At 69.0% G+C, this 25,297-nt stretch carries 27 protein-coding genes and 1 tRNA gene; 9 read left to right on the plus strand and 19 right to left on the minus strand.

Features of this window, described 5'->3' with window-relative positions:
• Position 1 precedes the first annotated feature (1 nt).
• Genes BR39_RS0123075 through BR39_RS0123085 form a run of 3 tightly spaced genes read right to left on the minus strand, consistent with a single transcriptional unit; the run spans position 2 to position 3,888 of the window.
• On the minus strand, positions 2-1,396 hold the full coding sequence (locus tag BR39_RS0123075; protein WP_029916625.1) for a DUF3667 domain-containing protein: 1,395 nt from the start codon (positions 1,394-1,396) through the stop codon (positions 2-4).
• A gap of 18 nt (positions 1,397-1,414) precedes the next feature.
• The gene (locus BR39_RS0123080; RefSeq protein ID WP_029916627.1) at positions 1,415-2,254 is read right to left on the minus strand and encodes an enoyl-CoA hydratase-related protein; all 840 of its coding nucleotides are present in this window, start codon (positions 2,252-2,254) and stop codon (positions 1,415-1,417) included.
• A gap of 26 nt (positions 2,255-2,280) precedes the next feature.
• Complete coding sequence (locus tag BR39_RS0123085; RefSeq protein ID WP_029916629.1) at positions 2,281-3,888, minus strand: carboxyl transferase domain-containing protein; 1,608 nt, start codon at positions 3,886-3,888, stop codon at positions 2,281-2,283.
• Positions 3,889-4,000: 112 nt separating this feature from the next.
• Between BR39_RS0123085 and BR39_RS0123090 the strand changes: the two genes are divergently transcribed.
• Together BR39_RS0123090 and BR39_RS26285 are read left to right on the plus strand one after the other, a co-directional pair.
• The gene (locus BR39_RS0123090; RefSeq protein ID WP_156035879.1) at positions 4,001-5,752 is read left to right on the plus strand and encodes a patatin-like phospholipase family protein; all 1,752 of its coding nucleotides are present in this window, start codon (positions 4,001-4,003) and stop codon (positions 5,750-5,752) included.
• A 579-nt stretch (positions 5,753-6,331) separates the two neighbouring features.
• The gene (locus BR39_RS26285) at positions 6,332-6,697 is read left to right on the plus strand and encodes a TonB family protein (RefSeq protein ID WP_197026751.1); all 366 of its coding nucleotides are present in this window, start codon (positions 6,332-6,334) and stop codon (positions 6,695-6,697) included.
• A gap of 92 nt (positions 6,698-6,789) precedes the next feature.
• On the opposite strand, the gene BR39_RS0123095 is transcribed toward BR39_RS26285, so the two are convergent.
• Positions 6,790-7,566: a methyltransferase domain-containing protein gene (locus BR39_RS0123095; protein ID WP_029916632.1), complete on the minus strand. Its 777-nt coding sequence runs from the start codon at positions 7,564-7,566 to the stop codon at positions 6,790-6,792.
• Positions 7,567-7,707: 141 nt separating this feature from the next.
• On the opposite strand from BR39_RS0123095, the gene BR39_RS27315 reads away from it, so the two are divergent.
• A complete protein-coding gene (locus tag BR39_RS27315; protein ID WP_255347307.1) occupies positions 7,708-7,842 on the plus strand; it encodes a hypothetical protein in 135 nt (44 codons plus the stop codon).
• A 524-nt stretch (positions 7,843-8,366) separates the two neighbouring features.
• Here the strand turns inward: BR39_RS27315 and BR39_RS0123105 are convergent.
• From BR39_RS0123105 to BR39_RS0123125, 5 genes are all read right to left on the minus strand, one after another.
• Positions 8,367-9,521, minus strand: a complete 1,155-nt coding sequence (locus tag BR39_RS0123105) for an isovaleryl-CoA dehydrogenase (RefSeq protein WP_029916633.1) — start codon at positions 9,519-9,521, stop codon at positions 8,367-8,369.
• 79 nt (positions 9,522-9,600) lie between these two features.
• Positions 9,601-10,809 (minus strand): lysozyme-family localization factor SpmX, encoded by a 1,209-nt coding sequence (gene spmX, locus BR39_RS0123110; protein ID WP_369795676.1) that lies wholly within the window; start codon positions 10,807-10,809, stop codon positions 9,601-9,603.
• Positions 10,810-11,046: 237 nt separating this feature from the next.
• Positions 11,047-12,501, minus strand: coding sequence for a magnesium transporter (gene mgtE / locus BR39_RS0123115; protein ID WP_029916635.1), 1,455 nt, complete (start codon positions 12,499-12,501; stop codon positions 11,047-11,049).
• 143 nt (positions 12,502-12,644) lie between these two features.
• Positions 12,645-12,729: transfer RNA gene (locus BR39_RS0123120), tRNA-Leu, on the minus strand.
• Between the two features lie 85 nt (positions 12,730-12,814).
• Positions 12,815-13,066, minus strand: coding sequence for a FliM/FliN family flagellar motor switch protein (locus BR39_RS0123125; RefSeq protein WP_012287186.1), 252 nt, complete (start codon positions 13,064-13,066; stop codon positions 12,815-12,817).
• A 70-nt stretch (positions 13,067-13,136) separates the two neighbouring features.
• Here BR39_RS0123125 and lipB point away from each other — a divergent pair, with 70 nt between their 5' ends.
• Entirely contained in the window at positions 13,137-13,862 is a 726-nt protein-coding gene (lipB, locus tag BR39_RS0123130; protein ID WP_029916636.1) for a lipoyl(octanoyl) transferase LipB, read from the plus strand.
• 53 nt (positions 13,863-13,915) lie between these two features.
• On the opposite strand, the gene BR39_RS0123135 is transcribed toward lipB, so the two are convergent.
• From BR39_RS0123135 to BR39_RS0123150, 4 genes are all read right to left on the minus strand, one after another.
• The gene (locus BR39_RS0123135; protein ID WP_029916637.1) at positions 13,916-14,323 is read right to left on the minus strand and encodes a DUF805 domain-containing protein; all 408 of its coding nucleotides are present in this window, start codon (positions 14,321-14,323) and stop codon (positions 13,916-13,918) included.
• 67 nt (positions 14,324-14,390) lie between these two features.
• Positions 14,391-14,849, minus strand: a complete 459-nt coding sequence (locus tag BR39_RS0123140) for a DUF805 domain-containing protein (RefSeq protein WP_029916639.1) — start codon at positions 14,847-14,849, stop codon at positions 14,391-14,393.
• A 20-nt stretch (positions 14,850-14,869) separates the two neighbouring features.
• Entirely contained in the window at positions 14,870-15,271 is a 402-nt protein-coding gene (locus BR39_RS0123145) for a DUF805 domain-containing protein (RefSeq protein WP_029916642.1), read from the minus strand.
• A 40-nt stretch (positions 15,272-15,311) separates the two neighbouring features.
• Positions 15,312-17,309 (minus strand): acetyl/propionyl/methylcrotonyl-CoA carboxylase subunit alpha, encoded by a 1,998-nt coding sequence (locus tag BR39_RS0123150; RefSeq protein WP_029916643.1) that lies wholly within the window; start codon positions 17,307-17,309, stop codon positions 15,312-15,314.
• Positions 17,310-17,521: 212 nt separating this feature from the next.
• On the opposite strand from BR39_RS0123150, the gene BR39_RS0123155 reads away from it, so the two are divergent.
• A complete protein-coding gene (locus BR39_RS0123155) occupies positions 17,522-18,016 on the plus strand; it encodes a heme-binding protein (RefSeq protein WP_029916645.1) in 495 nt (164 codons plus the stop codon).
• A 142-nt stretch (positions 18,017-18,158) separates the two neighbouring features.
• On the opposite strand, the gene BR39_RS0123160 is transcribed toward BR39_RS0123155, so the two are convergent.
• The gene (locus BR39_RS0123160; protein ID WP_029916646.1) at positions 18,159-18,734 is read right to left on the minus strand and encodes a DJ-1/PfpI family protein; all 576 of its coding nucleotides are present in this window, start codon (positions 18,732-18,734) and stop codon (positions 18,159-18,161) included.
• Between the two features lie 124 nt (positions 18,735-18,858).
• Between BR39_RS0123160 and msrB the strand changes: the two genes are divergently transcribed.
• Positions 18,859-19,341, plus strand: a complete 483-nt coding sequence (msrB, locus tag BR39_RS0123165) for a peptide-methionine (R)-S-oxide reductase MsrB (RefSeq protein WP_029916648.1) — start codon at positions 18,859-18,861, stop codon at positions 19,339-19,341.
• A 54-nt stretch (positions 19,342-19,395) separates the two neighbouring features.
• Here msrB and BR39_RS0123170 read toward each other — a convergent pair whose 3' ends face one another.
• Both BR39_RS0123170 and BR39_RS0123175 read right to left on the minus strand, forming a co-directional pair.
• Entirely contained in the window at positions 19,396-20,322 is a 927-nt protein-coding gene (locus tag BR39_RS0123170) for a hypothetical protein (protein ID WP_029916651.1), read from the minus strand.
• 75 nt (positions 20,323-20,397) lie between these two features.
• A complete protein-coding gene (locus tag BR39_RS0123175) occupies positions 20,398-20,814 on the minus strand; it encodes a hypothetical protein (protein WP_029916652.1) in 417 nt (138 codons plus the stop codon).
• A 150-nt stretch (positions 20,815-20,964) separates the two neighbouring features.
• Between BR39_RS0123175 and BR39_RS0123180 the strand changes: the two genes are divergently transcribed.
• The gene (locus tag BR39_RS0123180) at positions 20,965-21,786 is read left to right on the plus strand and encodes a tetratricopeptide repeat protein (RefSeq protein WP_029916653.1); all 822 of its coding nucleotides are present in this window, start codon (positions 20,965-20,967) and stop codon (positions 21,784-21,786) included.
• A gap of 8 nt (positions 21,787-21,794) precedes the next feature.
• Here the strand turns inward: BR39_RS0123180 and BR39_RS0123185 are convergent, their stop codons facing one another.
• The gene (locus BR39_RS0123185) at positions 21,795-22,181 is read right to left on the minus strand and encodes a hypothetical protein (protein WP_029916654.1); all 387 of its coding nucleotides are present in this window, start codon (positions 22,179-22,181) and stop codon (positions 21,795-21,797) included.
• A gap of 110 nt (positions 22,182-22,291) precedes the next feature.
• Between BR39_RS0123185 and BR39_RS0123190 the strand changes: the two genes are divergently transcribed.
• Positions 22,292-23,116 (plus strand): hypothetical protein, encoded by an 825-nt coding sequence (locus BR39_RS0123190; RefSeq protein WP_029916655.1) that lies wholly within the window; start codon positions 22,292-22,294, stop codon positions 23,114-23,116.
• A 4-nt stretch (positions 23,117-23,120) separates the two neighbouring features.
• On the opposite strand, the gene BR39_RS0123195 is transcribed toward BR39_RS0123190, so the two are convergent.
• Positions 23,121-23,978 carry a class I SAM-dependent methyltransferase gene (locus BR39_RS0123195; RefSeq protein WP_081916961.1) on the minus strand — a complete coding sequence of 286 codons (858 nt, stop codon included), beginning with the start codon at positions 23,976-23,978 and terminating at the stop codon, positions 23,121-23,123.
• A 73-nt stretch (positions 23,979-24,051) separates the two neighbouring features.
• Here BR39_RS0123195 and BR39_RS0123200 point away from each other — a divergent pair, with 73 nt between their 5' ends.
• A complete protein-coding gene (locus tag BR39_RS0123200) occupies positions 24,052-24,483 on the plus strand; it encodes a helix-turn-helix domain-containing protein (protein WP_029916657.1) in 432 nt (143 codons plus the stop codon).
• Here BR39_RS0123200 and BR39_RS0123205 read toward each other — a convergent pair.
• On the minus strand, positions 24,480-25,274 hold the full coding sequence (locus tag BR39_RS0123205) for a DUF2461 domain-containing protein (protein WP_029916659.1): 795 nt from the start codon (positions 25,272-25,274) through the stop codon (positions 24,480-24,482). The genes BR39_RS0123200 and BR39_RS0123205 overlap by 4 nt on opposite strands.
• Between the last annotated feature and the right edge of the window lie 23 nt (positions 25,275-25,297).

Raw genomic sequence — 25,297 nt, forward strand, 5'->3', positions numbered from 1 at the left:
CCTAGATCTGGGCCAGGGTGAAGACCATCAGGAACCCCAGCAGCAGAACGAACGAGAAGACGGTGGACCACCAGACGATCAGGGTCTTGAGGATCGCGCCGAGGATGCTGGAGCCGTAGCCGCCGCGCAGGGTCTGGAACAGGTTGATCGGCGTCCAGACCATTAGCAGCACGAACCACCAGCCCCGCACCGGGTCGGGCAGGACCAGCCCCAGCGCATTGGTCAGGAACGCGAACGACAGCAGGTTGGTGGCGGTCAGCAGGTGATCGTAGATGAAGTACTGGCGCTTGTTCAGATAGACGAGCGCCAGGCTCAGGCCCAACATCGGCAGCAGCAGCACCGCCAGGCGATGGCCCCAGCCGAACATCACGACCATGTAGTACTCGGGGTTCTCCAGCGCCTTGGCCAGGCCCGCCTTGGGCCAACGTTCCTTGCCGTGATCGGCTCCGGCGGCGGGGGCCCCATGCGCGGCGTCTCCGCCGGCCGACGAGGACAGGTTCGGCGTCCTGATGTGGACGCCGCCGATCGTCGCGGTCTCGGTCGAGTTCTCGGCGATCGCATTGGCCTGGGCCTCGACCTTGTCGGCGTCGAAGACGTCGGGGACTTGGGCCGAGCGGACCTTCTCGGCCGCCGACTTGCGCAGGTTCTCCTCGGCCGCGAGGGCTTCCTGCCCCGCCAGCGGGTTGTTCTGCAGGTGGTCGGCCTCGGCGACGTCCTTGGCGTAGCGGGCCTGGGCGTCGGCGACCTCCTTCTGGTGGTCGGCCTGAGCCTTGGCGACGTCGTCCTGATAGGTCTTCAGGACCTTGGCGCGGTCCTGGTCGGCGTCCTTGAGGTCCTCGTCCCGGGTCTTGGCCGCGTCGGCCAGGACCTCGTCGCGGTCGGCGTTCGCCCCCTTTAGGCGCTCATCGCGGTCCTTGACCGCCTCGGCGCGCATGCGGGCGGCCTCGGCGGCGCGCCCCTGCGGCGTGGCCAGGAGCTCGGCGCGCTTGTGCCGTTCTTCCTCGGCGTGGTGCTGGGCCGAATGGATCGCGTGCTCGGCGGCGAAGATGAACAGCAGCAGGGCCACCAGGAAGGTGCGGAACGGCGGCACGTGCCGCACGATGCGCCCTTCCATGTAGTCCTTGGCCAGCACGCCGGGCCGGAAGAACAGCAGCGGCAGGGTGTTGGCCAGGCGACCGTCGAGGTGGAACATCCCCTCGATCGCTTCCCAGATCAGGTGCCAGATCGAGCGGTGGTGGGTGTCGGCGTTCTGGCCGCACGAATAGCAGTACCAGCCCTCCAGCGGCGTCTCGCAATTCTTGCAAGGCTCGCCTTGATGGGTGAACGGCTTCTTCCTCGGCCGGAAGAAGCTCCCCGCCGAGTCCGCCGCCGCTGTCTCGAGATCCGCCGCCGTCATGTAATCCCCTGCTCGACTCTAGATGGTCCAGCTGGGCTTACGACGTTCGAGGAACGCGCGCACGCCTTCTTGGCCTTCATCCGACACGCGGCGGCGGGCGATGCGTTTTGCCGTCTCGTCGAGCAGGCCGCGGTCGATCTTTTGACCCGCGAAGTCGTTGACCAGCGCCTTGGCGTCGCCGATCGCGCCGGGGGCGCAGACGGCCACCTCCTCGATCAGGGCGTCCTGGGCGGCGATCAGACCGGCCGCGTCGTCGAACACCTCGTCCACCAGGCCGTAGCTCCAGGCCTGGTCGGCGTCGAACACCCGCCCGGTGGCGAACAGCAGCTTGGCGGTGCGCGGTCCCAGGGCGGCGATCACGTAGGGGCTGATGGTGGCCGGGGTCAGGCCCAGCTTGACCTCCGAGAAGGCGAAGCGGGCGTCGGCCGTGGCCAGGGCGTGGTCGCAGGCGGCCACCAGCCCCGCCCCGCCGCCGAAGGCCGGTCCCTCGACCAGGGCCACGGTCAGGGCCGGGATGTCGTGCAGGGCCTTCAGCATCTGGGCCAGGCCCAGGGCGTCGTCGCGGTTGTCGTCCTCGCTCCAGTCGGCGGCGGCCTTCATCCACTCCAGGTCGGCCCCGGCGCTGAACGCCCCGCCCACCCCGCGCAGGAAGACGATTCGCACGCCCTCGGCCCCGTGCAGGGTCTGGAAGGCCTCGTTCAGGGCGGCGATGGTCGCCGCGTCGAAGGCGTTCTTCCTGGCCGGACGGTTGATCCACACGGTGACCGCGCCGCTCGGCGTGGACTCCAGGTGGACCAGCGGCGTCATGGCGTCGGTGTTCAGGACCTCGACGATGGGGTCGGCGATCGGATTGGTCATTGTTGTTTCCTCCCTGCCCTGTCCGCCTACATCCGGAAGACGCCGAAGGTGGTTTCGGGGATCGGGGCGTTCAGGCTGGCGCTGATCGCCAGGCCCAGCACGTCGCGGGTCTGGGCCGGGTCGATGATCCCGTCGTCCCAGAGGCGCGCGGTGGCGTGGTAGGGGTCGCCCTCGGCCTCGTAGCGGGCGCGGATCGGAGCCTTGAAGGCCTCCTCGTCCTCGACCGCCCAGGTCTCGCCCTTGGCCTCCATGCCGTCGCGCTTGATGGTCGACAGCACGCTGGCCGCCTGCTCGCCGCCCATCACGCTGATGCGGCTGTTGGGCCAGGTGAAGAGGAAGCGGGGTGAGTAGGCACGTCCGCACATGCCGTAGTTGCCGGCCCCGAAGCTGCCGCCGATCAGCACGGTGAACTTGGGCACCTCGGCGCTGGCGACCGCCGTGACCAGCTTGGCGCCGTCCTTGGCGATGCCGCCGGCCTCGTACTTGCCGCCCACCATGAAGCCCGAGATGTTCTGCAGGAACACCAGCGGGATCTTGCGCTTGCAGGCCAGCTCGATGAAGTGCGCGCCCTTCACGGCGCTCTCGCTGAACAGCACGCCGTTGTTGGCCAGGATCGCCACCGGCTGGCCCCAGATGCGGGCGAAGCCGCAGACCAGGGTCGTGCCGTACAGCGCCTTGAACTCGTCGAACTCGCTGCCGTCGACGACGCGGGCGATCACCTCGCGCACGTCATAGGGCGCGCGTACGTCGGTCGGCACGATGCCGTACAGCTCGGCCGGATCGTGGACCGGCGGCCGGGCGTCGCGGATCTCGGTCTCGATCCGCTTGGTGGTGTTCAGATTGGCGACGATCGAGCGGACGATCTCCAGCGCGTGCTCGTCGTCGTTGGCCACGTGGTCGACCACGCCCGAGCGCCGGCCGTGGGTGTCGGCCCCGCCCAGTTCCTCGGCGCTGATCACCTCGCCCGTGGCGGCCTTCACCAGCGGCGGGCCGGCCAGGAAGATCGTGCCCTGGTCGCGGACGATCACCGTCTCGTCGCTCATGGCCGGCACATAGGCCCCGCCGGCGGTGCACGAGCCCATGACGCAGGCGATCTGGGCGATGCCCTGGGCGCTCATCCGGGCCTGGTTGAAGAAGATGCGGCCGAAGTGGTCGCGGTCGGGGAAGACCTCGGCCTGGTGCGGCAGGTTCGCCCCGCCGCTATCGACCAGATAGACGCATGGCAGGCGGTTCTGCTGGGCGATCTCCTGGGCGCGCAGGTGCTTCTTCACCGTCATCGGGAAATAGGCGCCGCCCTTCACCGTGGCGTCGTTGGCGACGATCATCACCTCGCGGCCCGACACCCGGCCGATCCCGGTGATCACGCCCGCGCCGGGCGCCTCGCCGTTGTAGAGGTCGCAGGCCGCCAGCTGGCCGATCTCCAGGAACGGCGAACCGGGGTCCAGCAGGCGCTCGACGCGTTGACGCGGCAGGAGCTTGCCGCGCGCCGCATGACGTGTGCGCGCGCTCTCCGGACCGCCCAGGGCCGCCTGCGCGACCCTTTCGCGCAGCGCCTCCACCAGACCGCGGTTGTGCGCGGCGTTTTTGGCGAAGGTCTCGCCGTTCTTGTCGATACCCGTGTTCATCTTCGGCATTATCGAGGCATAGCCTTTTCCGTTTCCCACCGAAAGCCGCAGTTTTTGACCTTCGATGGTCAAGGTCCGCGGTTCAAGTTAGCGTCGGGTCGTGGTCACCCTGCCCGACTTCATGGCCGATACGGCCCTGGCCCGCCTGTTCGCGCAAGAGCACCGCGAAGGCGACGCCGCCTGGTTCTCCTTGCCGGGCGGCGCGACACTGTACGCGCCCGGCGAGGCGGCGGACTATCTCTACTTCCTCCGCACCGGCCGGCTGGGCGCGTTTCGACGCGAGGAAGGTCAGGAGCCGCAGTTCCTGGGCGTGATCCGCCCCGGCGAGCCGGCGGGCGAGATGGCGATGATCGCCGGCGCGCCCCACTCGGCCAACCTGGTGGCCCTGCGCGATTCGGAAATCCTGGCCCTGCCCCGCGCCGCCTTCTTCGAGGCCGTCGAACGCGATCCCGACGTGATGATCGAGCTGTCGCGGCTGATGATCCGGCGGGCCCGCAACGCCGGCGCCCACGCCTCGATCGGCGACCCGTCGGTCTACGGCTTCATCGCGGTCGAGCCCGGCAAGGCGATCCGGCCGGTCGTGGAGCGGATCGCCCACGCCATTTCGGGCCTGGGCTATTCGGTCACCGTCGAGGGCGCCGAATCCCTGTTGGCCCCGACCGAGTGGTTCAGCGGCGTCGAGCGCCGGCACGACTTCGTCCTCTACGTCGCCGAGGCCGAGGAGACCGCCTGGAAGCACGTGGTCGGTCGCCAGGTGGACCGGCTGTTCCGCGTCGGCCTGGGCGACCGCAAGCCGCCGGCGGTGATCCCGTCCTACGCCTCGGGCCCGCTGCAGGACCAGCGGCTGGTCGACCTGATCCTGCTGCAGCCGGCCAACGTCACCCACCCCAAGGGCTCGGGCGAATGGCTGAACGCCACCCAGGCCGCCCGCCTGTTCCATTTGCGCGAGAACGGCATGGCCGACGTCGAGCGGATGGCGCGGGTGCTGACCGGCCAGTCGGTGGGCCTGGTGCTGTCGGGCGGCGGGGCGCGGGCCTACGCCCATGTCGGCGCGATCCAGGCCCTGCGCGAGCGCGGCGTGCCGATCGACTTCGTCGGCGGCGCCTCGATGGGCGCGGTCGTGGCGGCCGGCCTGGCCATGGGCTGGGACGACGGCGAGATGGAGACCCGCATCCGCAAGGCCTTCGTCGAGACCAGCCCGCTGGACGACATCGCCTTCCCCCTGGTCGCCATGACCCAGGGCCTGAAGGTCAAGGCGCGGCTGGACGAGCATTTCGACGACATCGAGATCGCCGACCTGTGGCTGCCGTTCTTCTGCGTGTCGTCGAACCTGACCTCGGGCGCCTATCACCTGCACCGCCAGGGCGTGCTGAAGGACGCCCTGCGGGCCTCGATCTCGCTGCCCGGCGTGCTGCCGCCGGTGGCCGACGGCCATTCGGTGCTGGTCGACGGAGCGGTGATGAAGAACTTCCCCGCCGACGTCATGCGCGCCTTCCAGCTGGGACCGATCGTCGGGGTGGACGTCACGCGCGGCCGCAGCATCACCGCCGAGGACGTGCATCGTCCCGCCTCGCTGTGGCGCTGGTTCTGGTCGGGCGAGTGGCGCAAGGGGCCGCCGATCGTGGCCCTGCTGATGCGGGCGGCCACGGTCTCGACCGGGCGCGACCTGGCGGCCAGCCGCGAGGCCACCGACGTCCTGATCACGCCCAAGCTCAACGAGATCGACATCCGCGACTGGAAGGCCTTCGCGCCCGCCGTCGCCGCCGGGCGCGCCGCCGCCGCCCTGGCCATCGACAGCCTGGGCAAGCCGGTGACCGAGCTGCGCCGCCGGCCGAGCCTGAGTGAGCTCTCCGAGGCCCAAGGGCGGCGTTAGTTTCTGCTTTCGACCTGTAGCTGACGTTGAAGGACGCCCACCGAACCCCTCTCTCTTTGAGAGAGGGAGGGGCCCATGGCGAAGCCATGGGAGGGTGAGTGGTTACACTCTCTCCGAATGGGGTGCGGTTGTTCAGCAGGAGTTCGATTGTTCGCCAGATTCACGACGGGTAAGCATGGCGTGCTTCTTCCGACGCCTCGAAAGCGAGTTTGAACGTCGTGGGGTTTGCCGGCCGGCGGTGAAACCACTCACCCTCCCACCGCTTCGCGGCGGGCCCCTCCCTCTCTCAAAGAGAGAGGGGTTTCGAGGGCCGCCTTCCACCCGTTGCTGATCTTCAAGATTACCGATCATCCCCGCGAAAGCGGGATCCAAACGGCGCCGGGATCATCCGGCGCCTTTGGCGTTCAGGTTCGGCTTGGATCCCCGCGTTCGCGGGGATGATCGGTATTGGTGTTGAGCTGCAATGACCGACAACCACCCCAAGGGCGAAGTTCGATGGGTCCGCTTTTTGCGCTGGCAGGTCTAGCCAACGCGCCAAGCGCCAATGTTAAGTTCACTCCACACAAGGTGGAGTTCACGATGCGGAAGCTTCTCACTGCGACAATGTTTTGGGCCGTTGCGGCCTCCGGCCAAGCCCATCCTCAGCCTCAGCCTCAGCCTCAGCCTCAGGCGGATGCATCGGCGCCGTCCGCCACAGACGCTCCGCCGCAATTCTATCCAGACAAGGCGCAACGCTTTGAGGTCAACGGCAAGGTCGTTCTCGACTGCGCCATAACTTCGGAGCGAAAGCTGGAGGAGTGCACCGTCGCCTCTGAAACCCCGGTCGATTACGGCTTCGGCGATGCGGCGCTCAGAATGTCCAAAATCCTGCGGATGGATCCCAACGGCCCACTCGTGATCAAGGGCCGCGCGACGATCCCGATCAGCTTCAAAGTCCCTCGTTAAGGCAACGACCGACAGCGTCATCCCCAAAATTAATCGGGACAGACCGCCCTATTGGGCGGACGTCTGTCTTTTGGCGAGGGCCATTCGCCCCCTCACCAGCGCCGCGCGACCACGAACAGGCGGGTGAACGGGAACAGGGTCACGCCGTCCTCGCGGCGCGGATAGTCGACCGCCAGCCGTTCGCGCCAGGCCGCCAGGAACGCCGCGCGCTCGGCCGGGTCGCCCAGGGCCTCCAGATACGGCCGCAGGCTGGTCCCCGAGGTCCAGTCGACGATCGGGTCGTCGCCGCCCAGGGCGTGGACATAGGTGGTCACCCAGATGTCGAGGTCTTCGCTCAGCGGCGACAACCAGTCGTGATAGGGCCGCGGATCGACGCCCGAGCGCACGCGTTCGATGTCGGCCAGGCGCGACGCCCACGGCCCGTCCAGCGCCGTCTCGCGCAGGCTGCGCCGCCAGCCGTCGTCGGCCACCACGGGGATCTGGCAGGCGAAGACGCCGCCGGGCGCCAGCAGGCCCATCAGGCGCGGGAACAGGGCCTCGTGCCCGTCCACCCACTGCAGGGCGGCGTTGGTGAAGATCAGGTCGGGCGGGACCTCGGGCGCGAAGGTCGCGATGTCGCCCAGCACCCAGTCGATGTCGGCCCGCATCGCCCTGCCCCGGGCCAGCATCTCGGGGCTGGAGTCCAGGCCGTGCACCTGGGCCTGGGGGTGACGGGCCTTCAGCAGTGCCGCGTGCTCGCCGGTCCCGCAGCCCAGGTCCCAGACCTCGCGCGGCTCCAGGTCGCGCGGGATCTGCAGCATCAGGTCCAGGGCCGGCCGGTCGCGATAGGCCTTGTAGCGCTGGTAGACGTCGGGATCCCAGACCGGCATCCGGCCCTCCGTGCAAGAACTGCGACAATCGGTCCGCTCATTTGCACCGATCCGTCGACTTTGTCGCATGGGAGCAGAGGCCGCCCTTCCCTATCTTTTGGTTAAGGCGCTGATCAACCGCGCCGCAGGATGGAAACCGAAGTGAACCGCTCCGCCGTCGCCACCGCCGTCGCCGTCGCCGCCAAGTCCCCGGCCGTGAATGTGCATCGCCTGGGCATGCTGGGCCTCAACCTCGGTCTTTGGACCCTCATCGTCCTGGTCGTGCGCGCCCTCTAGCCCGACCGGGATGATGCGGCCCCGGGTCGCGCATATCCCCCCTTTGCGCGACCCGGGAGTGCCCTCCCCCACGCCACGCCTCTTCCGCCTTCCGATCAAGCATTCGGCGCCCGCGACGTCCCGTCGCGACTTTGCCCCTTTGCACAACGGCCGATCGGCGCCCATATTCCTCTTGTGTTGTTCAACAACTGAAAGGAGGTGACCAGTGTCTCATTGTCTCCAACCGAGGTCGCGAGTGACCTGGAGCCTTAAGAACGAGGTTTCCAACTGAAGGCGTTGAACGCCTAAGGTTCAAAGTCACGCCGCGACGCGGCTACGACGATGGAGGGCCGCCCCGAGCAATCGGGGCGGCCCTTGCATTATGAACCACCTAGGTCCTCCCCCTGTGGGGGAGGTGTCGGTGAAGCCGACGGAGGGGGGAGTGATCGGATCGCTCCGCCTCCCAGACCGACTATCCTAAACTCCCCCCACCGATCGCTGCGCGATCGCCTCCCCCACAGGGGGAGGGCCTGCGTGGGCTGTCTTTACGCCCCCACCAGCTCCCGCCCGATCAGGAACCGCCGGATTTCGTTCGTCCCCGCGCCGATGTCGTAGAGCTTGGCGTCGCGCATGAAGCGCTCGACCGGCCATTCCTTGGTGTAGCCCGCGCCGCCCAGGGCCTGGATGGCCTCCAGCGACACCTTCACCGCGTTCTCCGAGGCCATCAGGATCGCGCCCGCCGCGTCGAACCGCGTGGTCTTGCCCGCGTCGCAGGCCCGCGCCACGGCGTAGACATAGGCCCGGGCCGAGTTCAGGGCCACGTACATGTCGGCGATCTTGCCCTGCATCAGCTGGAACGAGCCGATGGCCTGGCCGAACTGCTTGCGCTCGCGGACATAGGGCAGCACCACGTCCAGGCAGGCCTGCATGATGCCCAGCGGCCCGGCCGACAGCACGGCGCGCTCGTAGTCCAGGCCGCTCATCAGCACGCCCACGCCGCCGCCCACCGGGCCCAGCACGTTCTCCTCGGGCACTTCGCAGTCCTCGAACACCAGCTCGGCGGTGTCCGACCCGCGCATGCCCATCTTGTCCAGCTTCTTGCTGACGCTGAAGCCCTTCATGCCCTTCTCGATCAGGAAGGCGGTGATGCGGCGCTCGTCCGTCTTGGCGTAGACCACCAGCGTGTCGGCGTGCGGGGCGTTGGTGATCCAGAACTTGGCGCCGTTCAGCACGTAGCGGTCGCCGACCTGTTCGGCCTTCAGCTTCATCGACACCACGTCCGAGCCCGAACCGGCCTCGCTCATGGCCAGCGAGCCGACGTGCTCGCCGCTGATCAGCTTGGGCAGGTAGCGCTGCTTCTGCTCGGGGTTCGCCCAGCGGCGGATCTGGTTGACGCAGAGGTTGGAGTGGGCGCCGTAGCTGAGGCCCACCGAGGCCGAGGCGCGGCTCACCTCTTCCATGGCGATCACGTGCTCGAGATAGCCCAGGCCCAGCCCGCCGAACTCCTCCTCGACCGTGATGCCGTGCAGGCCCAGGTCGCCCATCGGGACCCACAGCTCGCGGGGGAAGGCGTTGGTCTCGTCGATCTTGGCGGCGATCGGCGCGATGCGGTCGGCGGCGAAGCGCGCGGTGGTGTCACGGATCGCGTCGGCCGTCTCGCCCAGCGCGAAGTCCATCGAGGGTGCGGTTTGGTTCGTCATGCGCGACTCCATAGCACAAACGCCCGCGGATCAAGCAGACCCGCGGGCGTTCATGCTCTCGATCTCGGTGGATCGAGGTCTACTCTTCGTCCTGGATGTCCGGATCGCCCAGCCGGCGCATCAGCAGATAGGCCGAGGTGGCGAAGCAGATCATGCCGATCACGCTGGCGCCCCAGCCGAACATGCGGATCGGCGACAGGCCCTCGTTGGCGCCCACGCTGAGGTTCCACAGGATGCCGCCGCCGAACAGGGCCAGGCCCAGCAGGCCCAGGCTGACCAGCAGGCTGATCCCGCCGAAGGCGTGCGGCTGGACCGGGGCCAGGGCCACGTCCTGGGCCGCTAGGTCGACCGCGCCGCTGGTCGAGAAGCCGCCCAGATTGAACAGCGAGGCCTCGGCCGGGGCCCGGGCGGCCTCGAACAGCTCGGGCTCGGGCTCCGCGGCGGGTTCCGTGACCGGTGCGGCGGCCGGCGGCGCGAACGCCGACTCGGCGACCGGCTCGTCCGGCGTCAGCTGGAACGGCGCGATGATCGGGCCCGGCGGTTCGGGATTGGCGTAGATGAACGGCGACGGCGCGGCGGCGGCGGTCGCGGCCAGGACCGGCGGCTCCGGCAGGACCAGGTCCTGCTGCGGCGGCGTCAGCCGGACCGGCGCGGCGGCGGTCTCATCGGGCAGGATCGCCTCGAGGCGCGCGCTGACGGCGGCGGAGGCCACTTCGCTGGCGCTGGGTCCGTTCCCGGTCAGGGCCGGGGTCGCCCCGCCGTCCGTCCGCAGGGCCACGGCCTTGTCGCCGTTCAGCGAGGTGGTGATGGCGGCCGGCGGCTGGCTGGGCACCAGCTTGCCGGCGTCGTAGTCGATCTTGGGCCGCAGCACCGAGCTGGGCGCGGCCACCCAGCCGCCGTCGGTCGGCGTCAGGAACAGGGTCTTCTCGGCCGAACGGCGGCGCACCAGGGCGTCGACGACGATCCGCTCGCCCTCGAAGTCGGCCTTGCGCCACATCTCCATCTCGCAGGCGGCCAGCAGCGGCGCGCCCTCGTTGAGGCGGCGCAGCACCGCCGAACGGATGAAGTTCTCGGTCCCGATGTTGAAGGCGAAGCAGACCAGGGCGTCGAACTGGTTCTGGTTCAGCGGCGCGTAGACGTTCTCGTTGACCGCATGGGCCACGGTGATCAGGTCGTAGAGCAGCAGAGCTTCAGCGTCCTGTTCCGAGACAGACGCCCCGGCCCGCGCGGTCAGGGTATGGCCGTAGCCCAGCGTCCAGCGCCCGTCGGGCAGCTGAGCGGCTTTCATCCGGTACCCTTCGAACCTCTTGATGAGATCGACGGCGGCGCGGGAGACCTGATAGCGCGGTTTCATCGCCTAGAATGACCCAGTTTGAGACAGACGCGGATGCGTTCAGGGTGCACCGCGCAAGATGGGCGCCGTTCTGGCGTTCCGCAGGGGCTTTCGGCCCCTCTTTCATGAAATGAACGCCGCCCGTGGCGGATTCGCGCCGCGCCGTCCAGACGGACGGCGTTTTCGACCGATTTAGTGCAACAGCAGGGCCGCGATCAGCAGGACCGCGAAGAAGCCCGTGAAGTCGGTCAGGAAGGTCACGAAGATCGACGAGGACACCGCCGGGTCGCGTCCCATCTTCGCCAGGGCCAGCGGCGCCAGGATGCCGCCCACCGCCGCGGTGAAGATGTTGGTGATCAGGGCCAGGCCCACGATGATCGCCAGCTTGCCGTGGTGGTCGGCCGGACCGAAGAACAGATAGGTCGCCCCGCCCATGACCAGGGCCAGGGTGCAGCCGTTGACGATGCCCACCGACAGCTCGCGCAGGATGATCCGGCGGGCGTTGGCCGTGGTCAGCTCCTTGCTGGCCAGGGCGCGCACGGCCACGGCCAGGGTCTGGGTGCCGGCGTTGCCGCCCAGGGACGAGACGATCGGCATCAGGATGGCCAGGGCCACCAGCTGGGCGATCTCGCCCTGGAACACGGCCACGCCGCTGACGGCGATGGTGGCGGTCACCAGGTTGAGCAGCAGCCACGGCAGGCGCGACTTGACGATCTCCACGACATTGGCGTCGCGGCCGGCGTCGCTCACCCCGGCCAGGGCCAGGATGTCCTCTTCCGCCTCTTCGCGGATGACGCCGACGATGTCGTCGACGGTGATCTGGCCCACCAGCCGACCGCCCGCCTCGACGACCGGCGCGCTGATCAGGTGGTACTTGTCGAAGATGTAGGCGACCTCTTCCTGGTCCATGTCGACGGTGATCTCGGTCACCGGCTCCATGATCTCGGCCAGGGGCGTCTCGCGCTTGTGGGTCAGCAGCTGGCTGACCGGCAGGGCGCCGACGGGCGTATAGGCCGGGTCGACCACATAGACGTCGAAGAACAGCTCCGGCAGGTTGTCGCCGTTCTCGCGCACGTGGTCGATGGTCTGGCCCACGGTCCAGAACTGCGGCGCGGCCAGGAACTCGCGCTGCATCAGGCGGCCGGCCGTCTCGTCCTCGTAGGACAGGGTCGTCTCGATCGCCGCGCGGTCGCCCTCGTCCATGGCGGCCAGGACCTGGGCGCGCTTGCCCTCGTCCAGGTCGTCGATGACGTCGGCGGCGTCGTCGGAGTCCAGTTCCTCCAGCGCCTTGGCCAGGGTGTGCGAGGGCGTCGCCTCCAGCACTTCCTCGCGCAGGTTGTCGTCCAGCTCGGCGATGATCTCGCCCAGCCATTCGGGGTCCAGGACCGGGATCACCTCTTCCCGGTAGCCGGCCGACAGGAAGCCCATCAGGTCGGCGACGTCGGCCGGCTCCAGCGCGTGGACCAGCTCGCGCAGACGCGCCGTGTCGCCGCGGTCGGCCGCGTCGATGACCATCTCGACGTATTCGGGATTGAGCGCGTAGTCGTCGCCGAGCGCGAGGTCTTCGAGATCCTCGGGCAGCTGGGGTTCGGGGATGACCAGGTTGTGGCGCGGATCGTCTGTCAGGTCGGTTGTTTCCCGGGACATTGGGACCTCCTGAACTCGTAAGACGTGCGTCCTGCGCGTGACCTGAATGCTGCGAAGGGCCAAGCCCTTCCCCGGAAATGGTTAGAGCGCCCCCGGCGAGTCGGAAACCGAATTCGCCGGAAGCGCTCTATCCGTTGTCACCTTGGTGCGGTCGAGAAGACTCGAACTTCCACGGGTTGCCCCACAGCGACCTCAACGCTGCGCGTCTACCAATTCCGCCACGACCGCTCGTGGTGAGGCGCGGCAGGTAGCAAACTGAGTTCGATTTGGAAAGCGCGAAGTTCGGAAATCCCGAACCGCGCTCTGTCGGCCCTTAGGACCCGCCGGCCATGTAGTCGTAGACGTCGGCGGCGCGCGTCACCTGGATGGCGATGCGGTCGTCGCTGATCTGGATCTCGCCCCGGGCGATGGGGTGGTTGTTGGCCAGGATCCAGACCTCGTCATTGGTCTTGGCGTCCAACGGGATCACCGCGCCGCGGCCCATGCGCAGCAGCTGCTGCATCGGCAGGATCGACCGTCCCAGAAGAACGGAGATCTCGACATTGACGGCGTTGACCTGGCTCACGAAGTAAGTCCCTGGATTTCACACGCGATCACGTTCGATCGCGCGCCACCCGATGCAAGACTAAGGCCGTATGCTTGATCGCCCGTTAAACCTTGAAAATTCGACACTTCCGTCTTTGGGAGCGCCCGACGGCGCGCCCGTGGGGTGGGCGGTTTCGACCGGGTACGTGCCCTACCCGGCAGCCGTTGCCGCCATGGAGGCCCGCGCGGCCGCCATCGCCGACGGGACGGCGGGCGAACTGGTCTGGCTGCTGGAGCATCCGCCGCTCTACACGGCCGGCGTCTCGTCCAAGCCCGCCGACCTGATCGCGCCCGACCGGTTCCCGGTGTTCGAGAGCGGCCGCGGCGGCCAGTTCACCTATCACGGCCCCGGCCAGCGGGTGGCCTATGTGATGCTGGACCTGACCAGGCGCGGACGCGACGTGCGCGCCTTCGTCGCGGCGCTGGAGGCCTGGATCATCGACGCCCTGGCCGCCTTCAACGTGGTCGGCGAGATGCGCGAGGGCCGGGTCGGGGTCTGGGTCGAGCGCAAGGGCCCGGGCTGGTCGCGCGAGGACAAGATCGCCGCCATCGGCGTCAAGCTGCGGCGCTGGGTCAGCTTCCACGGCATCAGCCTGAACGTGGAGCCGGACCTGGAGCACTTCTCCGGGATCGTGCCGTGCGGCCAGACCGAGCACGGCGTCACCAGCCTGGTCGACCTGGGCCTGCCGGTGACGATGGACGAGGCGGACGAGGCGCTGCGGGCGGCGTTCCAGCGGGTGTTCGGGCCGATCGAGACCGCCGAGGCGCCGGTCTAGACCTTAATCCGCTCATCCCGGCGAATGCCGGGATGAGCGGGATATCAAATAGTCTAGACCGCCGCGGCCGGCTTCAGCGGGTTGGGTCCGTAGCGATTGGCGCCCTGCTCGCCCGGCATCACGCCCAGCTCGACGATCGCCCAGACGATGATCCCGGCGAACAGGAAGTCGAGGAAGTGCTTGGGCGTCGGCCAGACGGCGACCAGCGACATCAGCACCAGCGCCGCCCACCAGCCCGACCGCCCCCGGTCGTGCAACCGCTTGGACAGCACGCAGGCCCCGCAGAACACCAGGGTCGGATAGACCAGCCAGCCGGTCAGCCAATGCAAGGCGTCGGGCAGGCTGGCGTCGTAGAGGATGGCGACGCCCAGCAGCACTCCGGCCGCCATCAGGAACGGTCCGCGCGCGGTCCGGCCCGTGGCCGACAGGAACAGGTCCCACCCTTCCGCGCGTTCGTTCATCCCGTCCGGCCCCAGCGACTCCGATACCCGAACCTAGGCCGCGCCGCGTTTCAGCGGAAGGCCTCTGCTAGGAGAAGACCTCGGCCACCTTCTCGGTGGGCTCCACGCCCTTGGGCGACGGCCCGTACGCGTTCTTGCCCTGGGTGCCGTCCATGAAGCCGAACTCGACCAGGTACCACAGCCCGACCATGCCGGTTCCGATGTCGACGAACACCTTCCACATGGCGAACTCGGGGTCGGAGAGGAAGCTCAGCCCCATCGAGACCAGGGACGGAACCCAGTAGTTCGCCGCCATCCAGCCGGTCTTGTCGCGGTCGTGGATCCGCTTCACCAGGATGGCGATCGACGGCCACAGGAAGACCAGGGTCGCGGCCTGGAAGCGCGGATCCTCGGGCTGGATCTTCAAGGCGATGATCAGCGGAAAGACGATCACCCCGATCGCCACGCCCAGCGCCAGGTTGCACAGCCAGTAGTCGCGCCGGCGCAGCCGCCCCTTGAAGCTGAAGAACTTCTGCAGAAGGTTCATCGAGACCGCCCCGCGTCGCGTCAGGCGAAGACGTCGGCGAGGGCGCCGTCGGTTTCGCCGCCTATCCCCTTCGGCGATTTGCCGAAACGGTTGACGCCCTGGGTCCCGTCCAGGATGCCCAGGTTGATCAGGGCCCACACGCCGCCGACGAGCGGAACGAACTCGATCAGCAGCCACCAGCCGCTTTGATTGCGGTCATGGCAGCGCTTCACCCCGACGGCCAGGCTGGGCCAGATCAGCACCGCGCTCACACCGAGCTGCAGGATGGTCGCTTCGGCGCTCTCTCCGGTGACCTCGACGCCCATGACCGCCGCCACGGCGTAGGCCACCATCGCGATCGCGACCAGCAACAGGCTCAGCAGCCAGTAGTCGCGTCGGCGAAGGCGTCCCTGGAACGAGAACAGCTTCTGCGTGAACGTCATCGAATCCCCCAAGCTCTACCCTGGGACGACAAGACCATGTCTAGGCGAACTCGACCAGCACCTCGTCGGCGGCCACGGGGTCCCCGCCCTTGGCGTTGACGACCTTCACGACGCCGTCGCGCTCGGCGCGGATGATGTTCTGCATCTTCATGGCCTCTAGCACGCAGACGACCTCGCCCTCGCGGACCTGCTGGCCGGTGACGACGTCCATGCTGACCACCAGGCCCGGCATCGGCGACAGCACCAGCTTGGAGGTGTCGGCGGCCTGCTTCTCGGGCAGCTTGTCGTGCAGCTCGGCCGAGCGCGGGGTCAGGACCAGCACCTTGGCCTTGGCGGCGCGGTGGCGGATCGTGAAGCCCTCGGCGGCCGGCGTGACCTGGACGGTGAAGGCCTTGCCGTCCAGCCGGCCCAGGAACACCGGCTTGCCGGGACGCCAGTCGACGGTCTCCAGGTCGATGGTGCGGCCTTCGTCGGGCAGTTCGACCGACAGGTGCTCGGCCTCGCCCGACAGCTTCACCCGTCGCTTGGCGTGGCCGACGGCGACGATCCATTCGGTGCGCACCGGATTGCTCAGCCCCGCATCCGTATTGCGCGCCCGGGCCGCGTAGACCCGCTGCATGGCCGCGCCCACGGCGGTCAGCACGTCGACCTGCTCGGGCGTGGGGTCCACGCCTTTGAAGCCGTCGGCGAACTCGTCCTTGATGTAGTTGGTCGAGATCTTGCCCGAGCGGTAGCGCTCCTGGTCCATGACCGCGGCCAGGAACGGGATGTTCTGGCCCAGGCCCTCGATGTGGAAATCCTCCAGCGCCCGGCCCATGCCGTCGATGGCGCCCAGGCGCGTCGGGGCCCAGGTGCAGAGCTTGGAGATCATCGGGTCGTAGTACATCGAGATCTCGTCGCCCTCGCGGACGCCGGCGTCGTTGCGGACGGTGTAGCCGTCCTGCTGGCCCTCGGCGGGCGGGTCGTAGCGGACCAGGCGGCCGATGCTGGGCAGGAACTTGCGGTACGGGTCCTCGGCGTAGATGCGGCTCTCGATGGCCCAGCCGTTGATCTTCAGGTCGTCCTGCTTGAAGGCCAGCGTCTCGCCCCAGGCCGAGCGGATCATCTGCTCCACTAGATCCAGCCCCGTGATCAGCTCGGTGACCGGGTGCTCGACCTGCAGGCGGGTGTTCATCTCCAGGAAGTAGAAGCTCTTGTCCTGGCCGGCCACGAACTCGACCGTGCCGGCGCTGTCGTAGTTCACGGCCTTGGCCAGGGCGACGGCCTGGGCGCCCATGGCGGCGCGGGTGGCCTCGTCCAGCAGCGGCGACGGCGCTTCCTCGATGACCTTCTGGTTGCGGCGCTGGATCGAGCACTCCCGCTCGAACAGGTGGACGACGTTGCCGTGCTTGTCGCCCAGCACCTGGATCTCGATGTGGCGCGGGCTCTCGATGAACTTCTCGATGAAGATCCGGTCGTCGCCGAAGCTGGCCTTGGCCTCGGCGCGCACGGCCGGGAAGCCCTCCTCGACGTCCTGCCGGCTCCAGGCCACGCGGATGCCCTTGCCGCCGCCGCCGGCCGAGGCCTTGATCATGACCGGATAGCCGATCTGCTCGGAGATCTTCACGGCGTGGGCGGTGTCGTCGATCTCGCCGATGTGGCCGGGCACGCAGGAGACGCCGGCGGCCTGGGCGAACTTCTTGCTCTCGATCTTGTCGCCCATGGCCTGGATGGCGCCGGGATTGGGACCGATGAAGACCACGCCCTCGTCGGCGCAGCGCTGGGCGAACCCGGCGTTCTCGGACAGGAAGCCGAATCCCGGGTGAACCGCCTCGGCCCCGGTCTGCTTGCAGGCGGCGATGATCTTGTCGGCCACCAGATAGGACTGGGCGGCGGGCGCGGGGCCGATGTGCACGGTCTCGTCGGCCATCTCGACGGCCAGGCTGTCGGCGTCGGCGTCGGAATAGACGACCACAGTCTTGATGCCCAGGCGGCGGCAGGTCTTGATCACGCGGACCGCGATTTCGCCCCGGTTGGCGATCAGCAGCTTCTTGAACATCCCGGCCCTTCCCTACGCATTTCTAATTGTCTCGTTGGACAGGCACTAGCAGGCCGCCAGAGGTTTGCAACGGCGCCGCAGCGTGACATTGTCCATGACACCGGTTTCCAAGCCGGATCGAAACAATGAGCGACGATCAGCCACGGGTTTTCGTTTCGCAATCGCGAAACCCTCCCGACCGGCCTGTCGCGCCGCCCGAGAGGAAACCGTCGATGCTCCGCCCCGCCCTCGCCCCGCTGATCCTGGCCGCTGTTCTGGCGGCCTGTCCCGCCTTGGCCCAGACCGCCCCGGCGACGCCGGCTCCGACCCCGGCCTACGGCCGCACGATCACCCTGGCCGAGGCCAAGACCGTGGTCGCCGCCGCCGAGGCCGAGGCCCGCAAGCAGGGCTGGACCATGGTGATCGTGGTGGTCGAGCCCAACGGCGCCCTGGTGATGAGCGAGAAGATGGACGGGACGCAGTACGGCTCCAACGACGTGGCCCGCCGCAAGGCCGAGACCAGCGCCAACTTCCGCCGGCCGACGTCCTACTTCCAGGAGGCGGTGAAGGGCGGCACCCTGAACTCGATCTTCAGCGGCGCGATGGCCATCGAGGGCGGCGAGCTGCTGATCATCGACGGCAAGATCGCCGGCGCCGTCGGCGCCTCGGGCGGCTCCGGCGCCCAGGACGGCCAGGTGGCTCGCGCCGGGGTGGCGGCGCTGAAATAACCCCAAACTCCGCTCATCCCGGCGAATGCCGGGACCCAGATGGAATGGCGGTGTGGCTGACGCCAGAACCGCTGAGCCCTTCCAATCAGCCATCCAGCTCTGGGATCTGGGTCCGGCATTCGCCGGGATGAGCGGATCAAATCTAGGCCGCGAACTCCCGCGCGAACAGCGCCAGGTACTCGTCGTGCTTGGCGCCCGCCTCGGGCGCGACCAGGCGGCCGATCGCGGCGCTGAAGGTCACCGGCGCCAGGCCCGAGGCCGTGACGATCTTGCCGTCCGCCACCGCCTTGGGCGAGTCGACATAGCCCTCGATCCCCGCATAGTCCGGCGCGTGGCCGGCCAGCCATTCGGCGCCGTTCGAGGTGTGGGCCTTGCCGGCCAGCAGCCCCGCCCGGGCCACGGCGACGGTCGCGCCGCAGATCGCGCCCACGATCTTGCCGTCGGCGTGGACCTGGCGCAGCAGGCCGTCGAAGGCCTCGTCGCGATAGCCGGGCCAAGCGTCCGAGCCGATCAGCAGGAAGACGTCGGCGTCCGACAGCACCGGGTCGGTGAACTTGTAGTCCGAGGCGGCCAGAACGCCGCCGATCGAGGTCTGCGGCTCGCCGTCCGGCGTGGCGATCTCGACCTGCACCCCGCAATATTCGCGCAGGTAGGACAGCACCGACCCGGCCTCCCAGTCGGCCCAGCCCGGTTGCAGGAATGCGACGGCGACGGTCATGGCGGGGTCCTTTCGGCGACGAGGATCGAACGCGGAGGACAGCCTTATGCTCCGTCGCGTCGGCGCCTGTCAGCAGGCGATCACCCCCTACCGCAAAAGGCTTCGAGCGCCCATATTGCCGCTCATGACCGACACAGCCCATCTCTCCACGACCGGCTTCGACCTGACCCCGCCGACCGAGCCCGAGCGCCTGCGCCTCGAGGCCGACCTGACGGCCGAGGAAGCCCGCGTCCTGCTGCACCACGGCACCGAGGCCCCGTTCTGCGGCGGCCTGCTGGGCGAGAAGAGCCCCGGCGTCTACTGCTGCCGCGAGTGCGGCCTGCCCTTGTTCGAGTACCGCACCAAGTTCGAGAGCGGCACCGGCTGGCCCAGCTTCTACGCCCCGTTCGACGAGGAACACGTCAAGGAGGTGCGCGACACCTCGTACGGCATGCTCCGCATCGAGACCCGCTGCGCCCGCTGCGACAGCCACCAGGGCCACGTCTTCCCCGACGGCCCGGCCCCGACGCGGCTGCGCTACTGCATCAATTCGGTGTCGCTGCAGTTCGTGAAGGCCGGCGATCCCCTGCCCGACCCGCTGCATCGCGGCGACAAGGTCCCCGCCTAGTCTTAATCCCCAGCTTGGCGGAGCGCCGACGATCGGTCGGCGCTCCGCTTCGCGTCAGGCTTCGACCGACTCGCGCGGCTTGGCCGTCGCGCCCAGGCCGGCGCTGATCGCCTGGGCGTAGTCGGCGGGCGTGGGCTGACCATCGCCCGACGCCTCGGTCGACCAGATCCCGCTGCTGTTCCACAGGAAGCCGCCGGTGACCCCGGTCCCGGCGAAGGTCTGGAAGGTCTGCTGCATCTCCTCGGGCCCGAAGCCGTCGGCGCCCAGCACCGCGAAGCCCGGCACGATGAAGGCGTAGGCGTCGGACACGCCCGTCTCGCCCGCCGCCTGGACGGCCTGGGCCCAGTCGGTGGGCGAATTGCCCGTCCCGCCCGCATAGCACTGCAGGTTCATCCACTTGACGATCTGGGCCTGGTTGTTCTGGGCGTAGACGTCGGTCAGGCAGCCCGTCCAGAAGTCGGTCGCCGTGTACGGACAATAGGTGGCGTAGAGGCCCAGCGACCCGACATCGAGCGTCAGGGTGACGATCATCGACTGGTCCTGGCTGGTGTAGCCGTCCTCGGACTCGTAGTCGAAATCGACGCCGGTCACGCCGAAGGCCGAGACCAGGGCGCCCAGGTTGGCCTTCACCTGGTCGCGGGCGGCCAGCCAGGCCGTGAAGTCGCTGGTGGTGCTCCAGGCGCCGACCGAGACGATCAGGTCCTTGACGCTGCCGCCGCTCATCAGCGCCTTCACCAGGTCCGGGAAGTCCGGATTGGCGCCGGTCTTGCCGTCGGTGGCGTATTTGACCTCGCCGCCGCTCACGAACAGCGTGTCGTTCAGATAGAGGTCGCCGCCCGAGTGGATGTGGATCGACCACAGGATGACCGTGGTGATCCCGTCGTTCAGCTGGGCGGCCTGCTGGGTATAGGGCACCGGCGGGGTGGGATAACCGTCCTGAAACAGACCGCTGCCATAGATGGCGATGGGATAGGCCGACATGGGCAATGCCTCCGGCTCGGAATGAGCGGCGGCACGTTAGCGCAAGATGAAACTTATGCGCGCATTTCAATTTCACTATCGTGTTACGACGTTGCCGCCCTCGGTGACCATCGGGTTGCTGTAGGTCAGGTAGCCGCGCTCGACCATGCGCCGCATGGCCTCGTAGACCTCGGCCAGTTCCTCGTAGGCGGCCCGCAGGGTGGCCAGGCGCGCCGTCTGCTCGGCCGTGATCGCCGACCCGCCCTCGGTCATGGCCACGGCTTCCGCCACCCAGCGGGCCCGGGCCATGGCCGCGGCCACCGCCAGGCGCTGGAACTTGCCGGCGTCGCTCTTGCCGACCACCTGCGAGATCACGGCGGTGTTGGAGGCAAAGGCGGTGTAGTCGATCTGCTCCAGCTGGCCGCGCAGGCGGCGCTGGGTCTGGGGATCGGTGTCCTGCGGCTCGAAATGGTCGTGGCCGCGGCGAAAGCTGGATGTCACGGTCGAGGACATGACGGTCTTCCCTGGTCTCCGCCCTGCTGGCGGATTGCGGGAAACTCTGCGCCCGCCGCCTTAACGGCCGATTGAGAAGCGTCAGCGCGCCCCTTGCCAAGACTCCACCCAAGGTTAAGCTCCTCGGATCGCATAGCCTTAGGGGCCCGCATGACCGTCCGCAGCACGATCCTGGCCGCCCTGCTGCTGGCCGGCCCGCTGGCCCCGGCCGCGAGCCAGGCGCAAGCCCCGGCCCCGACCCAGGCTCAGGCCCCGGCGCCCTCCCTGCTTACGGCCGAGGAGCGCGCCGACGCCAAGATCGTCCGCGGCATCATGATTTCGCCGCCCCGCACGCCCCAGCAACTGCAGACGCTGCGCGAGGTCCTGGACCGCGCCCCGGCCAGCTACCCGCTGGTCGAACCGCGCAACGGCCACATCATCGTCCGGGGCGTCGGGGCCGAGGAGATCGCCGCGCTGTCGCTGGTGGCCGGCCTGCAGGCGGCGGGCGCCGACAAGGCCGAGAAGAAGACCGTCTATGTGGACGCCGCCTTCAACGTCTATCCGACGGCGGCCCTGATGCTGGGCTCCGACGCCGTCACCCGCCGCCGGCCGGAGGAAGCGATCGCCTGGCTGGACAAGGGCTTGGCCCTGCAGCCCGACAATCTGTACCTCGTCACCGAGAAGGGCGCGGCCCTCGCCATGCTGAACCGGCCGGCCGACGCCCTGGCGCTCTACGACGCCACCCTGGCCCTGGGCGACCGCACCTTTGATCCCAAGTCCAAGGCCCGCCTGCGACGCGCCCGGGGCTGGGCCCTGATCGAACTGGGACGCCTGGACGAGGCCGAGGCCGACTACAAGCAGTCGCTGGTCCTGGAGCCGGACCATGGCGGGGCCCTGCGCGAGCTGAAATACATCGCCGACAAGCGGGCGGGCGTGGCCAAGAGCGAGCCGGTCCAGATCTACACCTCAGACCAGGCCAAGGCGGTCAAATAGCCGCCGCCTCAATCGGGGGTGAAGATCCCCTGCAGGCCCACGATCATGGCGATGATCCCGAACACCGCCAGCACCAGGCCCGGCCCTTGCGCCCCGCTGGCCGGCAGGTCGCGATTGGCCAGCCGCCCCGCCCGCAGCCGGTCCCACAGCAGCAGCACGCCCACCGCGATCCCGACGATCTCGAAGTGGAAGACGCGCGGCCCGCTGACCAGGTGGACGATCAGGAAGAAGCCGCCGCAGACCAGCGCGATCACCCCGACGATCCAGCGGAACGGGCCCAGCCGCTCGGCGAACCGCGCGAGGTTGTCGCCGGCGTTGGGGATCAGGGCCAGCAGGCCGATCGCCAGCAGGAAGCCGCCGAGGATGTTCGAGAGGTCGAGGATGAGCGCGAGCATGGCTGTGGAATGCGGAAACGTCGTCGCGCGTTCCGAGGCGTATCCCTGGCAGGGCTTGACTTATTACACCTGTAGCTCACCCTTGCCATAAGCTTTGCCGGAGACGACGCATGCGTGGAACCCCCTTCAAGGCGATCATCGCCGCCGCCCTTCTGTCGTCGGCCGCCCTGCCAGCCCAGGCCTTGGCCCAGGCGGCCGCTTCGCCGCCCGCCCTGGACCAGAAGGCCTTCGCCAAGCAGGAGACCAAGGACCGCGAGGTGGTCGAGAAGGCCCTGCACGTGACCTCCTTCGCCGAGCTGGAGCCGATGGTTCCCCAGTTGCAGAAGGTGGTCGCCAACGCGCCGGCCCGCTGGCCGGTGATCGACCGCCAGCCCGGCTTGACCACGATCCGCGTCAACGACTCCCAAGCCGCCCTCATCGCCACGGTGACCGCGGCGGGCGTCGCCGCCAAGGCGGGCCAGGGGCAGAGCCAGGTGATCGCGGTGTTCAACACCTATGGCACGGCCGCCTTCCTGCTGGGCACCCTGGCGGTGGAGCATCGCCAGCCCGAGGAGGCCCTGGTCTGGCTGGAGCGCGGCCTGGCCTTCCAGCCAGACAACCTGATGCTGGTCACCGAGAAGGGCTCGGCCCTGATCCTGCAGCACCGCTTCGCCGAGGCCCTGGCCTTCTACGACGCCCGGCCGCCGATGGACCTGCTGGACACCCTGGCCAATCCGGACGGCGAGGCGCGCATCGAGCGCAGCCGGGGCTTCTGCCTGACCGAACTCAATCGCCTGGACGAGGCCGAGGCCGCCTATCTGAAATCGCTGGAGCTGGAGCCCGACCACGGCGGCGCCAAGGCCGAGCTGGCCTATATCCGCCAGCTGAAGGCCGGCGGCGCCAAGCAGGCCGTGGACGTCTATACGGGCGACAAGGCCAAGGCCCGCAAGGACTAGGCCCCTACCCTCTCGCCGTCACCAGCCAGCAGGCCGCCTTCAGCGGCACGACGCCGTCGCGCATCTCCTCGCGCAGGCGGGCGGCCACGGCGTCGGTGACCCTGGCGCGGGTCGCCTCGTCCTCGCGGCGCAGGATCTGGCCCAGCGGGCCCAGTTCCAGGCTCAGGGTCATCATCTCGTCGAGGCTGGCCGGCATGGGCGCGTCCAGGGGCGCGATCTCGATGTCGCGCCAGCCGCTGCGGTCCAGGATCCCCCGCACGTGGTCCGGGTCGGCGAAGGCGAAGCGACCCGGTCCCTCGCGCGGCGGCGGCGGCGGCTGCGACAGCAAGGGCGCGGCCGCCTCCAGCGGGACCTGGGACAGCGGATTGTCGGCCGGGCTCCGCCAGCAGGCGAAGACCAGCGCGCCGCCGGGCCGCAACGCCCGCCGCAGGTTGGCGAAGGCCGCGTCCGGGTCGGTGAAGAACATCACCCCGAACCGCGACAGGATCACGTCGAACGCGCCCGCCTCGAAGGCGTGGTCCTGGGCGTCGGCCTGGACGAACTCCGCCCGGCCGGTCGTCTGGTCCCGGGCCCGTTCGCGCGCCAGGTCCAGCAGCGGCGCGGAGACGTCGACGCCGACGCAGGCCCCGTCCGCCCCCAGGCGACGGGCCATGTCCAGGGTCGTCGCCCCCGCCCCGCAGCCGACATCCAGCGCCCGCCTGCCCGGCCCCGGATCGGCCCGCGCGACCACGGCCTCGCCGATGGGGGCGTTCAGCCGGTCCAGCAGGTCCTGCTGGCGCACCCAGACCTCGCCGCCCTCGGTGTTCCAGAATTCGGCCGTCATGGCCCCTCGCGCGGCCTGGGTGGTGTTCTCGGTCGTCATGCGGGTCTCCCGATCGTTGCGGATTTGGCGGTCTGACCGCATCCTGCAAGTTCAAGCCGACTTGAGGTCAAGCATGTTCGATATCGACATCGCCGAACTGGCGCGCCGGACCGGCGTGCGGGCCTCGGCCCTGCGATACTACGAAGAAAAGGGCCTGATCGTCTCGACCGGCCGCCATGGCCTGAAGCGCCTGTTCGCCCCCTCGACGGTGGAGCGCCTGTCGCTGATCGCCCTGGGCCGGGCCTCGGGCTTCTCGCTGGACGAGATCGCGGCCATGCTCAGCGAGGGGCCGGCCATCGACAAGGGTCAGCTGCGGGCCAAGGCCGCCGAGCTGGACCGCCGCATCGACGACCTGGCCCGTCTGCGCGACGGCCTGCTGCACGCCGTGGCCTGCACCGCGCCCAGCCTGATGGAATGCCCGCGCTTCCGCGGCATAGCCCGCCTGGCCGGACGCCAGGCGGCCGCCCAGCCGGCGCGGCGTCGCTTCCGCGCCGAACCCGCCTAGTCCGTCCTCACGCCGTGCAGCGCCTTCCAGCCGAAGGTCAGCAGCGGTCGGGCCTCGGCCACGAAGTCGGCGATCAGCTCGGGCAGCTCGTCGTCGCCGATCTCGGCCCCGGTCAGAGGGCGGCGCACCAGCCAGCGCGTGCGCTTCAGACCCGGCTCCAGCGTCGTGCCCGCGTGCTCTTCGAAGCCCTTGGGCATGCGTTTGGTCGGCTCGCCGGGCTCCAGCGGCAGCCCCTTGGCGGCCAGAGCCCTCTCGACCGCCAGCCAACCCTTGGGATCGGCGACGATGGCCCGGCGGAAGGCGTCGATGTGCGGGCGTTCCGATAGGTAGAAGCCCGCCGCCGCGAACGGGCCGTTGCCGGCATAACCCGCCTGCTCCTCCTGGGCCGACGGCAGGGTCGAGGGGTCCAGCGGGTCGATGGTCTCGGGATCGAAGGCCGGCGCCGGCCCGCCCTCGGGCTCGATGTGCACATAGAGCAGGCCCGGCGACAGCTTCTGGCCGTCGCGGGTCAGGGTGGCCGAGACGTGGGTCTTGTAGGGCCGCTTGTCCTTGGAGAAGCGCACGTCGCGGTGGATGCGGAACACGCTCTTCTTCGGATCGCCCGCCAGCGGCAGGTCGCGCGCCGCCAGCGCCCCGTTCAGGGCGTCGATCAGGGCCGAGAGGGTCGGCTTCAGGCGGTCGTCGTAGACGGCGCGGTGGGCGGTGAACCACTCGCGGTCGTTGTGGGCGGCGAGGCCCGTCAGGAAGGCCAGGTCGGCGGCGGCGAAGCCGGAAAAGGGCGTGCGAGTCATGGCGTCAGGCTAGACCGAAAGCC

The organism is Caulobacter sp. UNC358MFTsu5.1 (assembly GCF_000712075.1).
GTDB lineage: Bacteria > Pseudomonadota > Alphaproteobacteria > Caulobacterales > Caulobacteraceae > Caulobacter.